This is a genomic window from Pseudomonas sp. (assembly GCF_036404235.1).
Classification (GTDB): domain Bacteria; phylum Pseudomonadota; class Gammaproteobacteria; order Pseudomonadales; family Pseudomonadaceae; genus Aquipseudomonas.
The window spans coordinates 43,764-58,021 of record NZ_DASWOT010000047.1 but is presented as its reverse complement, the minus strand read 5'-3'; the positions used below and the strand labels follow the sequence as shown (position 1 = coordinate 58,021).

Annotated in this window: 13 protein-coding genes; 2 read left to right on the top strand and 11 right to left on the bottom strand. The window is 55.8% G+C overall.

Translation table 11 applies throughout. From position 1 onward, the window contains the following. Nucleotides 1-46 precede the first annotated feature (46 nt). On the bottom strand, nucleotides 47-589 hold the full coding sequence (locus tag VGC62_RS06140; RefSeq protein WP_331186174.1) for a YaeQ family protein: 543 nt from the start codon (nucleotides 587-589) through the stop codon (nucleotides 47-49). A gap of 301 nt (nucleotides 590-890) precedes the next feature. Here VGC62_RS06140 and VGC62_RS06135 point away from each other — a divergent pair, with 301 nt between their 5' ends. Next, complete coding sequence (locus VGC62_RS06135; protein WP_331186173.1) at nucleotides 891-1,775, top strand: TIGR02285 family protein; 885 nt, start codon at nucleotides 891-893, stop codon at nucleotides 1,773-1,775. A 292-nt stretch (nucleotides 1,776-2,067) separates the two neighbouring features. Here VGC62_RS06135 and VGC62_RS06130 read toward each other — a convergent pair whose 3' ends face one another. Beyond that, on the bottom strand, nucleotides 2,068-2,364 hold the full coding sequence (locus VGC62_RS06130) for a DUF3509 domain-containing protein (protein WP_331186172.1): 297 nt from the start codon (nucleotides 2,362-2,364) through the stop codon (nucleotides 2,068-2,070). Nucleotides 2,365-2,540: 176 nt separating this feature from the next. After that, the gene (locus tag VGC62_RS06125) at nucleotides 2,541-2,720 is read right to left on the bottom strand and encodes a hypothetical protein (protein WP_331186171.1); all 180 of its coding nucleotides are present in this window, start codon (nucleotides 2,718-2,720) and stop codon (nucleotides 2,541-2,543) included. Nucleotides 2,721-2,815: 95 nt separating this feature from the next. Here VGC62_RS06125 and VGC62_RS06120 point away from each other — a divergent pair, with 95 nt between their 5' ends. Next, nucleotides 2,816-3,475, top strand: coding sequence for a response regulator transcription factor (locus tag VGC62_RS06120; RefSeq protein ID WP_331186170.1), 660 nt, complete (start codon nucleotides 2,816-2,818; stop codon nucleotides 3,473-3,475). On the opposite strand, the gene VGC62_RS06115 is transcribed toward VGC62_RS06120, so the two are convergent. The 8 genes from VGC62_RS06115 to rimM form a co-directional block, all read right to left on the bottom strand. After that, nucleotides 3,440-4,723: an EAL domain-containing response regulator gene (locus VGC62_RS06115; RefSeq protein WP_331186169.1), complete on the bottom strand. Its 1,284-nt coding sequence runs from the start codon at nucleotides 4,721-4,723 to the stop codon at nucleotides 3,440-3,442. The genes VGC62_RS06120 and VGC62_RS06115 overlap by 36 nt on opposite strands. Before the next feature lie 84 nt (nucleotides 4,724-4,807). After that, on the bottom strand, nucleotides 4,808-8,407 hold the full coding sequence (locus tag VGC62_RS06110; protein WP_414705750.1) for a transporter substrate-binding domain-containing protein: 3,600 nt from the start codon (nucleotides 8,405-8,407) through the stop codon (nucleotides 4,808-4,810). Between the two features lie 140 nt (nucleotides 8,408-8,547). Continuing rightward, complete coding sequence (thrC, locus tag VGC62_RS06105) at nucleotides 8,548-9,972, bottom strand: threonine synthase (RefSeq protein ID WP_331186168.1); 1,425 nt, start codon at nucleotides 9,970-9,972, stop codon at nucleotides 8,548-8,550. Nucleotides 9,973-10,077: 105 nt separating this feature from the next. After that, on the bottom strand, nucleotides 10,078-11,382 hold the full coding sequence (locus tag VGC62_RS06100) for a homoserine dehydrogenase (RefSeq protein WP_331186167.1): 1,305 nt from the start codon (nucleotides 11,380-11,382) through the stop codon (nucleotides 10,078-10,080). Nucleotides 11,383-11,515: 133 nt separating this feature from the next. Further along, nucleotides 11,516-12,256, bottom strand: a complete 741-nt coding sequence (locus tag VGC62_RS06095; protein ID WP_331186166.1) for a thioredoxin fold domain-containing protein — start codon at nucleotides 12,254-12,256, stop codon at nucleotides 11,516-11,518. Nucleotides 12,257-12,566: 310 nt separating this feature from the next. Beyond that, a complete protein-coding gene (gene rplS / locus VGC62_RS06090; protein ID WP_063322826.1) occupies nucleotides 12,567-12,917 on the bottom strand; it encodes a 50S ribosomal protein L19 in 351 nt (116 codons plus the stop codon). Nucleotides 12,918-12,960: 43 nt separating this feature from the next. After that, a complete protein-coding gene (gene trmD / locus VGC62_RS06085) occupies nucleotides 12,961-13,713 on the bottom strand; it encodes a tRNA (guanosine(37)-N1)-methyltransferase TrmD (protein ID WP_331186165.1) in 753 nt (250 codons plus the stop codon). 3 nt (nucleotides 13,714-13,716) lie between these two features. Continuing rightward, nucleotides 13,717-14,253 (bottom strand): ribosome maturation factor RimM, encoded by a 537-nt coding sequence (gene rimM, locus VGC62_RS06080; protein WP_331186164.1) that lies wholly within the window; start codon nucleotides 14,251-14,253, stop codon nucleotides 13,717-13,719. Nucleotides 14,254-14,258 lie beyond the last annotated feature (5 nt).

Below are 14,258 nucleotides of genomic sequence, written 5' to 3'. Positions count from 1 at the left end.
GGGTCTTCTAAAACTGATTCCGGTGTGACAGCACTCACAGCGACGATCAGCCGCGTTCACCTGCCAACCATTGCAATTGCACTTCGTGCTGACCGCGATCATCGGTCACGAAGATCGTGCCTTCGCTGATCATCACATCCCACTTGATGACGCGCGGCATGTCTTTGGCCAACGTCTCCAGCACTTCTTGCGGGACAGCGGCAATATTGACGTTCTTCAACGTCTTGATCGCCGGGATTACCTTGCCTTCCCAAACACGCAAGCTGCCATAAGCCAACAGGCTGGTGCGTTCGGTGCGGCGTGAGCACCAGGTCAGTCGATCGGCATCGGGCTGACCGACCTCAATCCAGTGCAGCACACGATCATCCAGGCTTTTTTCCCACAAGGCGGGTTCGTCTACGTCCGAAAGACCACGACCAAAAGACAGGTGTTCGTTGTACCAGAAGGCGTAAGCCAGCAGGCGCACGGTCATGCGCTCTTCGGTTTCCGATGGGTGCCGGGCGATTGTTTGCTTGACGCTCTCGTAGACCCCACGGTCAAGGTCGGTGAGGTTCAATTCGAATTTGTAGGTCGTGGACGGCTGGGCCATGAACGGGCTTCTGCAGGCGGGAAAGGCGGCAAGTCTAACCGATGCTGACTCATTGAACGACCGAACTCGGCTGACCCGCTGGCATAAATAGATTATGCCGTGTCATACGAGCAGTGCTTTACTGATGCGACAGTGGTGCTGTGTTAAATAATTGATCCACATCGTCGCTACCGTAGCGAGGCTCTTTACCATGAAGTGCCGAGAGTGGCTTGGTCGTGTTGCCGGCAATCTATCGCCTGAGATCGGCTGTGTTTTGACCCACCTTGACCTCAGATTATTTTTTCAGGGATTACAGTAACGGATGGTCAATCGATCTTGGTGGCCCGCTCGGCCTTGTCTACTTGCTTTGCTGATCACCGCGACGCTCTTTGCAGCAGTGCCGAGCCAAGGCCAGGCAAAGGAGACGTTGATCTGGTTGCTGCGTGATTTCCCTCCGCTGACTATCTTTTCCGGCCCCTTCCAGGGCCAGGGTGCCATCGACAAATTGATGCCCGAGCTGATTGCGCGCATGCCGCAATACGATCATCAGCTCATGCACGTCAACCGCGCTCGCGGAATTCAGATGCTTCAGGACCCCGAGGTATTTGCGTGCGATCCGACGCTTTTGTGGACCGCCGAACGGGAGAAACACATTCTGTTTTCCATCCCCACTTACGCCACACCTGCTAACGGCCTGGTCGTTGAACAGAAAGACCACGCGCTGTTCGTCCCTTTTATTACCGAGGATGGGTATATCGATCTGGCGGCGTTGTTGAACAGTCATACGGTCAAAATCGGTATCGTCGCCGAACGCAGCTACGGACCACTTATCGACAAGGTGCTGAAAACCTCGACGCAGGACAATCTGGTCCTGCACTACGGCAATGCGGCAGTGGGCAGCATGCTGCAGATGGCGCGCATGGGGCGTTTTCAGGCGATGATCAGTTACTGGCCAGAAGCGCGGTTCCATGCGCAGCAACAAGGTGTTCCGTTAAGCGAACTGGAGTTCTATTCGGTCAAGGACGCACCCAAGTATCAATTCGCTCACATTGGTTGTTCGAAAACCGAGAAAGGCCGCGAAGCCATGGAAATCATCAACCGGGAAATGCGCGTACTGCGCACCACCAGACTGATTGGTTTCTATGCGCAATGGATGGCCAAACCCGAAGAGTATCTGCAGGACGCAAAGACGTTCTTTGATGATTAGTGAGGATTATGGAGATCGTCATCAGCCGCAGCCTGGAGGAGCAAGCTTGCTCGCGACACCCTGGACAGTCAGCGTCGTATTCAATACCTTCCCCCAAGAAACAGCAGCGCCCTATTGGCAACCCGACTTTCAAATCGCACAAAAAAAGAAACCCCGAGCAGCGGGGAGACCACTCGGGGTTAACCGTGACCCATTTGGGCCCGTACGACAGGCATCAATCACCGGAGCACAATGCCTGAACCTGCCGTAATGGATAGGAGCCTTATTCCCGCGTAAGGTTCCCTCCCGGTCATTAAACAAATGCCTGAGGGGCGGCAAAAGCTGCGACTTGTGTTGCATTTCGCATGGCAGCAATGACACAAGGCTCGATACGTCCTTCGGCCACCATCAGGTCACGGTGCAAGCCGTCCACCACATCGGTCAGTTGGCGTCTGTCGCCCAACTGCGCCGAAGAAAACACACGCTCGATGACTGTTGCACCGACTGCATTTTTCAATGTCACCAGACGCTCGCCTTGCGCGCCAACAGGCCCAAGGCTTGCTTGATAAGGTGCCAGTGCCTCACTGAGTAACAAGCTGATATTTTCCATCTGGATCACCACTCAACAGTTTGAATGCAAAGGTGCTTATCAATGACCCTCGGCGCAACTGGAAAGTTCTTCACGCCGTGAGCAGGATGATGACTGCGACCTGGCACTGGAGCATGCCTGCCGAATGTGACAGATAAAAAATCCCCCACTCCCTCGCCCCCCCTAAAACGAGTTGATCAGCCACGGATCTGGAAGAGCGGCGCCAGGGATTCAATGGCATCGAAATGCTGAATATGGCGATAACGACAGATGGCTTTACGCGTCGAATAATGACTGGGCGTGACCCGAGCCACAGAAACGACAGGCAGCGCTGCAGAAGAGGCCTGACACACCGTATGTTCCTTGTGAGGATTCATCTTCGACTCCTTTCAGGTAAATGAGCGGTCAGTCTGAACGGCTTCGGATTCATTACCCTTAGGACGCGTCCGAAAACTTAATTCCGGGAGCCGTTATGGCCACTGAAGTTCAACCCTTGCGGATCGTTCTTGCCGACGATCACCCGATTTTCCTGATCGGTCTCAAAGTGGTGATTGAACAGGGGAACCACGCCTGGGTCGTCGCGCAGGCCAGCGCTCCGCATGAACTGCTGCAACACCTGAAAACCGAACCCTGCGACCTGCTAGTAACCGATTTCATGATGCCCGTCGAAGATCAAAACGACGGCTTGCGCTTACTTGAGCGAATTCGGCGTGAGTACCCAACGCTGCCGATCATTGTCGTCACTATGCTCAACCATGCGGGGCTTTTCCGCGCCATGCTCGCTCTCGGGATTCAAGGCTTGTTGAGCAAAAGTAGCGTCGCCAGCGAGTTGCCAACAGCGATAGACAGCATCCGACACTGCAAGACCTTTGTCGCTGATTCGGTCAAACGCACATTACTTGAGGCCGGAGACTTCGGTTCGAACACGTTGGTGGCGCCGCAAGACCTGTCGCCCAGGGAGCTCGAAGTCCTCCGCTTGCTCGCTGCCGGCCATTCGGTGGGCGCCATCGCCCTTCAGATTAGTCGCAGCAAGCAGACCGTCAGCGCCCAAAAGATTAGCGCCATGCGCAAGCTTGGGCTGAGCAACGACGCGGCTCTATTCATTTACCTCCAGGAACACGGCCTGGCTTGACACCTGCATTGGGGTCCGCAACGGCGGCTGACGCCGGTACGCTTCGATCCACAGTCTGAGATCTGCCTCCCCCATGGGTTTGGCAATGAAATAACCCTGAATGACTGGTTTGCCCAGTTGCAACAGCGCATCGAAGTCATCTGCCGTCTCCATGCCTTCGATCACCACATCCAAAGCCATTTTTTGCGCAATGTACATCGCACCTGCGACCACCGCTGATTTACGTCGGTCATCGGCCATCCCGCGCACGAACTCAGCCGGGATCTTCAATTCATTGAATGGCATCTCCAGCAGGCGCTGAATGTTCGACGCGCCGGTACCGAAATCGTCGATGGACAACCTGCAACCCGCCATGCGAAGCCGTAAAAGGTTTTCGAACTGAACCACACCCATCTGTCGCGCTGACTGCTCGACAACCTCAAGGGTGAGCATTTGCGGGCACACCGGAAATTGCTCCAGTAATGCCAGCAATTTCGGCACAAAAGTGGCTTGATCAAGCATCGCTGGCGGCACATTGACCGCAACGGGCAAAGCCTGACCCGTGCTGTGCAACCGTTCTGTCGACAACGTTAATCCGAGTTCAAGCATGCGCCAAGTCAATGCGTCCATCAGCCCGGCTTTTTCCAGCTGGGGAATGAACTGGCCCGCAGCCAACAAGCCGCGTGTAGGGTGCTGCCATCGGGCCAACAACTCGACACCCATCAGCTCCCCGACCAGTGAGACCTTGGGCTGGAAATGCGCGATCCACTGATCGTAACGTCTGCTCTCACCTACCGACTGCCCCGCTTCACGCTGATGCAGTTCGTCCTGCGAAAACGACTCAACGGCAGGCGCCGCCGCCGACGGCTCAACAACGTCCTCTGTCTGAGGCTGCCAGCGGTCCAACAGCTCGCCGAGCGTCACGACCGATGCCGGTTTTTGCAGACACCCCAACACCGCAATACCTTGTTGGCGCACCAACTGACCTACGCCCTCCAATACCGATTGCTCGGCGTTGCTAAGAATAATCACAGCGCCAGCCTGGCCCGTTTCAGCCAAGTGGCGAATCAGCGACAGGCCGTCCGGGCCGTCCATTTGCAGGTCGCAGATGGCGATGTCTACAGCGCCGCGATTGCTCAGCGAGCGCTGTGCGGCATCAACACTGTCTGCCGTCAGGACGTCGAATACCTGATTGGCGTTGAGCATTTGATGCAGGGCCATCAATTGAAAAGAGTTGTCTTCCAGAATCAGGACTTTGAGCGAACGCACACGTGAGCCTCTTGGATCGGGCGGTTTTCAACCAATGGACCTGTACTTTAAGGTGGCTGAAAACCCCACCGAATAGGACACGTCCTAAAACGCTATGTTCTTTAGATGGGGCTCAAGGCCCGCGCACAAGGATTCGATAGACACCTCAAGCTGCATGCAAACCTGCACCAGTGACTCACTCGATTGCAGACGTATGCTTTGATCCAGTTGGCTACACGCCTTGGCCAACGGCACCGCATCGATCAGGCATGCCACCCCCTTCAAACGATGCGTGATGGCGCTCAGGGCCTTCCAGTCCAGCGCGTTTACTGCGCAGCCGATGGATTTCTGCTCCTCAGACAAATTGTTCCTCAGCACGGCAAGCATTCGCTGCAGTTGATCCTCGTTGGCCTGGGTCAGGCGATACAGCGTCTGGATATCAAAATCCGCGCAGCCTTCAAGGGGCACAACGGCATCGAGTTTTTCGGCCAACTGCGCCAGTGACACAGGTTTGACCAATAAGCTGTCCATGCCCGATTGCTCGCAGCGCGTGCTTTCATCAAGCATGGCATTGGCCGTGCAGCCTATGATCAGGATCGACTGCCGTTGCTCTTGGCGCTCAATGTCGCGAATGGCCTGCACCAAGGCATAACCGGACATACCGGGCATGTTGCAATCGGTGAGAACTGCGTCGAATTTCCCTTTGCACCACAACGACAACGCCTGCTCACCACTCTCGACCGCCACGACTTCATGCCCGAGAAACTCCAGTTGCTGAGTCAGCACCATTCGATTGGCACAAACGTCATCCACTACCAACAGACGCAAGGCATGCTTGGTAATGCCAAGTGGCAAAAGCTCTTGCGCAGCGTTTATCGGAGCAGGGACAGCAACAAGCGGCAGCTCAACACTGACCCTCGTCCCCTGCCCCAGCTCACTGACGAGGCTGATCTGCCCGCCCATCAACTCCACCAACTGCTTACAGATGCTCAACCCCAGGCCGCTGCCACCATAGATTGCCGCTGTAGCATCGTCGGCCTGGGCAAAACGCTGAAACAATCCACTCTGCTGGTCGACGGTCATCCCTGCGCCAGTGTCCTCGACAAGAATGCTCAACCCTGCCTTTTGCGCCTCTGAGGGGGTCAGTGTCACCCAAACCGACACCCGTCCGCCCGGCGTAAACTTCAACCCATTGCCGATCAGGTTATGCAGTATTTGCCTTAGACGCAGGGGATCGAGGGCGTAATACCCCTGAACCTGCTCGTCGATTTCAAGCGTAAGCGTCGTCCCGGCAGCCAAAGCTTGAGCGTCGAACAAATGACAAGTGTGCTCGAAGAACGACCGCAGCGAAGTTTCCACGGGAGAGAGTTTCAGACTGCCAGCTTCGATTTTCGCCATATCAAGGCTTTCGCCGATCAGGGCGATCAACTCGTTGGCCGCCCGCCGCGCCAACTCAAGCCCCTGTGATTGTTGTTCACCGCGGCGTATCGCCTGCTCTCGATCCAGCTCCAACAGACTGATAATCGCGCCCATCGGAGTTCGGATGTCATGACTCATGTTGGACAGAAACGTTGTCTTCGCCTGGTTCGCGCTTTCAGCTTTTTGCTGCGCATCTTTGAGCTGTATTTCCAGGTGCTTACGCTCAGTGATGTCAATCCACCCCCCCAGCAACCCTTGCAACTGGCCGTCAGCGCGGTAAAACGGCACCGTCCATTGATAAGCCTCAATAGAGTTTCCGAATAACGCCATGCTGCGATCAGCAAACACGGGCTTTTGGGTTTGCAGCAACTTCAGATAATCGGCGTGCATCTGCTCAGCGCTCGCCCTGGGGATCAAATCCACATCGATCAGCCGGCGGCCATTCATTTGCTCAAAACTGATACCGAAACTTTCCTCATAACTGCGATTACAGGTGATCAACCGTCCCTGGAGGTCGCGAACATAGATGGGGTTGGGAATACCATCGAGCAGAGCGCGCTTGAAAGCCAGTTGGTCGTTGAGTTGTTCTTCTGCCTGCAATCGCTGACGGATCTGGTATTTCAACCGGCTGCTCCAGCCGAGCGAAACCAGTACCAACAGCAACGCCACGGCTATCGCCCAATAAACCCCAGGCGGAATCCGTCGCCATATTGAAGGCTGAGCGATCACAGCACCCAGCCATTTCATTCGAATCGCGCGCATTTCAGCAACCGGAAACTCCTCCAGCGCTTTGTTCAAAATGCTCAGCAGTTCAGGATGGGATTTGACCACCGAAAATCGATCGGGCGACCAGCGGCCTTCAACGCTTCGAGCGACTTTCAGGTTGCCGGAAGGATAAAGCCAAGCGCCGGCTTCGTTCTGAATCGTTGCATCGGCCTGACCAGTCTCAACCAGTTTTCGGGCATCGTCGTAGGTCTCAACCAGCCGCAGCGAGATGTTCGGGTACTCATTGCGAATCGCGTCCTCCAGCGCGTGCTTGGCGGGCAAGGCCAGCACCTTGCCTGAAAGCTCCTCAAGGCTGATTTTCGGTGAGCGGTCCTCTCGCACGACAAACACCCAGCTATTACCACCAAACGAGTAAGTGAAATCGAGGAATTTCTTACGCTCGGCATTCTCCGCAAGGCTGGTATTCATATCTGCCTTGCCGCTGCGCAACGTATCGAGAGTTTCTTGTGTCGACGTCATCGGCTTGTGAACGAATTGCAAGCCGGTCATGCGGGAGATCCGGTTCAGTACATCGACACTCAGTCCTATCCATTGACCATTGATGTCCTGATAGATGTAAGGGGGAAGCTGGCCTGAGGCGACGGTGACCTGTGTATGTCGGCGTATCCAGCGTTGCTCGACCGCGTTGAAGCTGATGCGTTGACGCGCAATGTCGGCGCCGAGTCCCACCGTCCATCGGCCCAATATTTCACGCCCGACGGACTTATCCAGGCCCATCAGTGCCCGATCCATCAGCGTGCGCAAGCGCAGGTCACTCTCACGGGTAGCAAATGAGAAGCCAACGGCAGGCAGCGATCCCTCAAATTTGATTTGCAGCCCCAGATACGGTCGCAAAGAGTTATAAGACCTAACGATGACCTCGTTGCCGATAAAGGCATCGACATCCCCTTGGCTCAGCGCCTCAAGGGCGCTGTATAGATTCGGCGCCAGAATAATTTCGCTTTGTGGGTAAGCCTTATGCAGTACATCTGCATCGGCGTATCCATCCATCAACACAATGCGCTTGCCTTTGAGCGACGGGGACAGGCTGGAGTCATCGCCACGGCCCACCACCACAGCCCTGTCCGGCATGTATTCATGGCTGAACGCCAGGTTTTTGATACCTCGCTCAAAACCATTGGCGCTGGTCAGAACATCGACAGTCCCGTCGAGCAAGGCCGCAACTGCCTGATCTCGCTTGGCAAACCCGACCACACTCACCGGAACCGCCAGCTTCGCGCTGACCAGACTCAGATAGTCAGCACTGATACCTTGATAACGATTGCGATCGCTGGTGATGTCAATAGGTTCGTAGTCGGCAATCGATATACCTACCCGCAGCGTCCCGCGCTCGCTCAGCCATCGACGATCAGTGCCATCGAGCATCAACGGCTGCAACGTTAGAAAAGGCGCCACAAGGGTAAATGGCAAGCTTTGCGCCGCCGTACTGACTTGACTCAACGTACAGGTCAGCAGCAACACCCCCGCCGCCAGCGCACGCTTCATCGTTTTTTTGTTCATGAACGCCTGGAAGGCATACATCCTTGATTGCTTCACAACTAATGACTCATCCGTAAGATTTCTAAACTCCTGAAGTGTGGCATGCAGAAACGACAAGGCCCGCCGAAAGGCGGGCCCGAAGTTGTTACATGGCTATACCGTTAAAGCGGTTTGCCACGATTACCGTGCTGGCTGACGAAGGCCTGCACGGCTTTTAAGTCATTTGGCAGCACGGTGCAACGCTCATCGCGCTCGAACAAATCAGACAAATGTGCAGGCAGCTCAAGCGCTTTTCCTACACCAGCCTTGAGTACCGCATCAGGAAATTTGACCGGGTGCGCCGTGCCGAGAATCACCATCGGGGTATCTAGACTGCGGCGGCAATCACGAGCGGCCTTTACACCAATCGCCGTATGGGGGTCCAACAGTTCACCGGTGCTGGCGAACACTTGGGCAATGGTTTCGCACGTCTGCTCGTCGCTGATGGCCAGCGAGTCGAACAGCTTGCGGGTTTGCGTCCAACGGTCCTCTTCGACACTGAAACCGCCACCCTGCTTGAAGTTGTCCATCAGACCGGCAATAGCAGCGCCATTGCGCCCGTGCATGTCGAACAATAGCCGCTCGAAATTGGACGACACCATGATGTCCATCGACGGCGATAATGTGGCGTGCAGGGTTTCCTTGACGTATTGATTGCCGCTCATGAAGCGGTGCAGGATGTCATTGCGGTTGGTTGCAACGATCAGTTGGCTGATCGGCAGACCCATGTTGCGCGCCAGGTAACCGGCGAAGATGTCACCGAAATTGCCGGTGGGCACCGAGAAAGCCACCGAGCGCGCCGGACCGCCCAATTGCAGCGCCGCATGGAAGTAGTAAACGATCTGGGCCATGATCCGTGCCCAGTTGATCGAATTCACCGCAACCAGACGCGTGCCTTTGAGGAAGCTCTGGTCAGCGAAGCTGTTCTTGACCATTTCCTGGCAGTCGTCGAAGTTACCCTCGATGGCGATGTTATGGATGTTATCGCCGAAGATGGTAGTCATCTGACGACGTTGAACGTCCGAGACACGGTTGCTCGGATGCAGGATGAAGATGTCGACGTTGTCGCAGCGACGGCAGCCCTCGATCGCCGCAGAACCGGTATCGCCGGAAGTCGCGCCGATGATGACTACGCGTTCATTGCGCTTGGTCAGCACATAATCCAGCAACCGACCCAGCAGTTGCAGCGCAAAATCCTTGAACGCCAAAGTCGGACCATGGAACAGCTCAAGCACCCATTCGTTGCCATTGAGCTGACGCAGAGGTGCCACTGCGCTGTGAGCAAACACGCCATGCTCTGACGAAGAGTAAGTCTCTTCGAGGATTTTTCGGAAGTCGGCGTCCGGGATACTGCCGGTCACGAACGGGCGCATAACCCGAAACGCCAGTTCGTGATATGGCAGCCCTGCCCAGGAGGCGATTTCTTCCTGAGTGAAGCGCGGCAGGTTTTCCGGCACATACAGGCCACCATCACTGGCAAGCCCAGCGAGCAGCACGTCTTCGAAGTTCAGGGCCGGTGCCTGGCCACGGGTACTGATGTAGCGCATAAAATCAAACCTTCGGTTTGGGCTACAAGCCTCAAGCCTCAAGCTGCACGCCGAGTATCGAAAGCCTCTGGCTTGCAGCTTGTCACTTGTAGCTTGCAACTGCTATTAGTTGAGATGTTCGACGCGGATACGAACCACCGGTCCAACCACGTCCTGCAGGGCTTCCAGGGCCTCAATGGCGTCGTTCATACGCTGCTCGACCACGCGATGAGTCAGAAGAATCATCGGTACCAGACCATCGTGTTCTTCGACTTCCTTCTGCATGATCGATTCGATATTGATGCCACGCGCCGACAGAATGCTCGCCACCTGCGCCAAAACGCCCGGGTGATCCTTGGCCTGAATGCGCAGGTAATAAGCGCTCTCGCAGGCTTCGATCGGCAGGATCGGATGGGCCGACAACGAGTCGGGCTGGAACGCCAGGTGCGGCACGCGGTTCTCTGGATCGGTGGTCAGGGCGCGGACCACATCCACCAAGTCTGCCACTACCGACGAGGCCGTCGGCTCCATGCCGGCGCCAGCGCCATAGAACAAGGTAGAGCCGGCCGCATCACCGTTGACCATGACCGCATTCATCACACCGTTGACATTGGCAATCAGCCGGTCAGCCGGAATCAGGGTCGGATGGACACGCAACTCGATGCCCTCCAAGGTTCTGCGCGCGACGCCAAGGTGCTTGATGCGATAGCCCAGCGCCTCGGCGTAGTTCACGTCAGCAGTGGTCAGACTGGTGATGCCTTCGGTGTAGGCCTTGTCGAACTGCAGTGGAATGCCGAACGCAATGGACGCCAGAATCGTCAGTTTGTGTGCAGCGTCGATGCCTTCGACGTCGAATGTCGGATCGGCCTCCGCATAACCCAGCGCCTGCGCCTGGGCCAACACATCCGCAAAGGCACGACCTTTCTCGCGCATCTCAGTGAGGATGAAGTTGCCAGTGCCATTGATGATGCCCGCGACCCAGTTGATACGGTTTGCCGACAAGCCTTCACGAATGGCTTTGATAACCGGGATACCGCCCGCCACAGCGGCTTCGAACGCAACGATCACGCCCTTCTCGCGGGCCTTGGCGAAGATTTCGTTGCCATGGACAGCGATCAACGCCTTGTTGGCGGTGACCACATGCTTGCCGTTTTCGATAGCGCTGAGCACCAGCTCACGAGCGAGGGTATAACCACCGATCAATTCGATGACGATGTCGATTTCAGGGTTGCAAGCCACGGCGAATATGTCGGTCGTGGTAGGGGTACCGGTAATCTGGCAATTGGGGTTTGGCGTACGCATGGCAATTTGTGCCACTTCGATTTCACGCCCGGCACGACGGGAAATTTCCTCGGCGTTACGCTTTAACACGTTGAAGGTACCGCCACCGACAGTACCCAGCCCACAGATGCCTACTTTGACCGGTTTCACTATGAACTCCCCATAAAACGGCCGACGCGAGGCCGGCCGTGGAAACAGCCGCAGTTAACAGCGGCTTACTATTGATCAAGCGACGGGATGTCCGGCGCTTCAATGCTGGTCGCGGCACACCGCACCAGCAGGATTACTGCGCGCTGAGGGCCAGTTTGGCCACTTGCGGCGCGGGCTGATAGCCCGGAATCACCTGACCGTCGGCCAGAACGATAGCCGGCGTGCCATTCACGCCAATGGACTGCCCTATTTCATACTGCTTGGTGACTGGGTTGTCGCACTTGGGCGCTTGAATATTCTTGCCATCGACCATGCGATCCATGGCGCCACGGCGATCCTTGGAGCACCAGACTGCCTGCAGCTGCTCATCACCTGGCGAACCCAGCCCTTGGCGTGGAAACGCGACGTAGCGAACCTCAATGCCCATTTTATTCAACGCAGGCACTTCGGCGTGCAGTTTGTGGCAATACGGGCACGTGGTATCGGTGAAAACGGTGATGTGGGATTTTGTCTCCCCGATCGCAGGATAAACCACCATTTCGCCAGCGGGGATGCCGTTGATGGTTTTCGAAATCGCCAAGCGCTCGGTTTTTTCAGTCAAATTGACCGGTTTACCATCCTGAATCTGGAACAGGTAGCCCTGCATCACAAACTGACCGTCGGCACTGGCGTACAGCACGCGACCGCCCTTGAGCTTAACTTCGTACAGGCCACTCAACGGGCTACTACCAATGCTTTCGACTGGCAACTCAAGATTGAGCGACTCCAGCGTCTTACGAATAGCCTTGTCGGCCACCTCATCGGCTTGAACGAACAAACTGAAAGTACTTGCCAGCACGACTGCGGCAGTGGCAATAAAACGAGTCACGCGCATGAAAATTCCTCGGGCGGTGGGCAGACGTGCAGATTGAAAACAGCGGACGTGGACGTCCAAAAAGGTTTTCTGACGCTCCTGTCTGCGAAACCGGCAAAGCCTACCACATAAGGCCCGCAAGGCCGACGCCGAGTGACGTAAGACTTGTCGTAAATACCCGCCGCCTGCTGCCCCAGCAGTGGGTATTTGGCCTGCATTTCCGGCAATCGTGCGCAAACCAAATGGAGATAGATCTGTGTGGGAGAAACTAAACGCCACTCAACAAAAAAGCAGCCCGCAGGCTGCTTTTTTTTGCATCGGAGCGCTGGACTTAAGCCAGTTTTTCCTTGATGCGAGCTGCTTTACCAGACAGGTCACGCAGGTAGTACAACTTGGCTTTGCGAACGTCACCGCGACGTTTCACTGCCATGCTGTCGATTTGCGGGCTGTAGGTCTGGAAAGTACGCTCAACGCCAACACCGTTGGAGATTTTACGAACAGTGAAAGCACTGTTCACACCACGGTTACGCTTGGCAATTACAACGCCTTCGAACGCTTGCAGACGCGAACGGTCGCCTTCCTTCACTTTCACCTGAACGACAACAGTGTCGCCCGGGGCAAAGGTAGGGATCTCTTTGGTCATCTGCTCTGCTTCGAGTGCAAGAATGATTTTGTTAGTCATGCTGTGCTCCTAAGGTAAACCAACTGGATTTACCATCGATACGTTAACTATCGTTCCGCTCACGGAGATATTCCGCCAGCAGCTTCTTCTCTTCTCCAGAAAGCGAGCGGCCTTCCAGAAGATCGGCGCGTCGTTCATAGGTCCGCCCAAGGGACTGCTGCAAACGCCAACGCCGGATGTGTGCGTGATTGCCACTTAGCAACACGTCGGGAACACGCTGATCCGCATACACCTCCGGTCGGGTGTAGTGCGGGCAATCCAGCAGACCATCCGTGAAGGAATCTTCCTCCGCGGAGTCCGCATGCCCTAAAGCTCCAGGCAGCAGCCGCGTAACCGCATCTATCAGGACCATTGCCGGCAGCTCGCCACCGGAAAGTACATAGTCGCCAATCGACCACTCTTCATCGACATAAGCATCAATAAAACGCTCGTCAATGCCTTCGTAACGACCTGCGATCAGGATGAGTGCATCTTCCTGCGCCAGTTCGCGTACCGCAGACTGATCCAGCTTGCGGCCTTGTGGCGACAGGTAAATCACCTTCGCCGCCTCCCCTGCCGCCTGCCTGGCCTGAACCAGAGCATCTTCCAGAGGCTTGATCTTCATCACCATGCCAGGGCCACCGCCAAACGGGCGATCGTCCACAGTGTGATGTCGATCCGTGGTGTAGTCCCGCGGATTCCAACAAGTGAGCTGCAACAGCCCTTGTTTCACCGCACGGCTGGTAATGCCGTATTCGCTGATGGCGGAAAACATCTCGGGAAACAGACTGATCACTTCTATGCGCAGGCTAGCCATTGCTTAGAAGTCCGCGTCCCAATCCACCTTCATCTCGCCTGCGTTCAGGTCGACGGCCAACACACATTGCTCCGTATAGGGCAGCAAGCGTTCGCGATCATCCAGACTGCCAGCGCAGGGTTTAACCACCATGACATCGTTAGAGCCAGTTTCGAGGAGGTGATCGATCTTCCCGAGCAGTTGCCCGAGTTGGTCAATGACCTGCAGACCTTCAAGCTGATACCAGTAGTAGTCGCCGTCGGTCAGATCAGGGAACAGGTTACGCGGCACGCAGATTTCAAAACCGGCCAGAAGACGAGCTTCTTCACGGTCATCAAGACCTTTGAGCTTTGTGACCAGGAACTTGTTTTGCAAGCGTCCGCTGACCAGCTCTACCTGCTTTACGCTACCTTCGCGCCGAAGCGTCCAGGTTTTGTAGTCCAGCAGGTTTCCAATCGGATCAGTGAAAGAAAAGACTTTCACTTCGCCGCGAACGCCATGTACCGAATAAATCTTGCCGATAACGATCAAGTCGTCAGCAGAAACTGGCGTCGCGTTCATAAGGC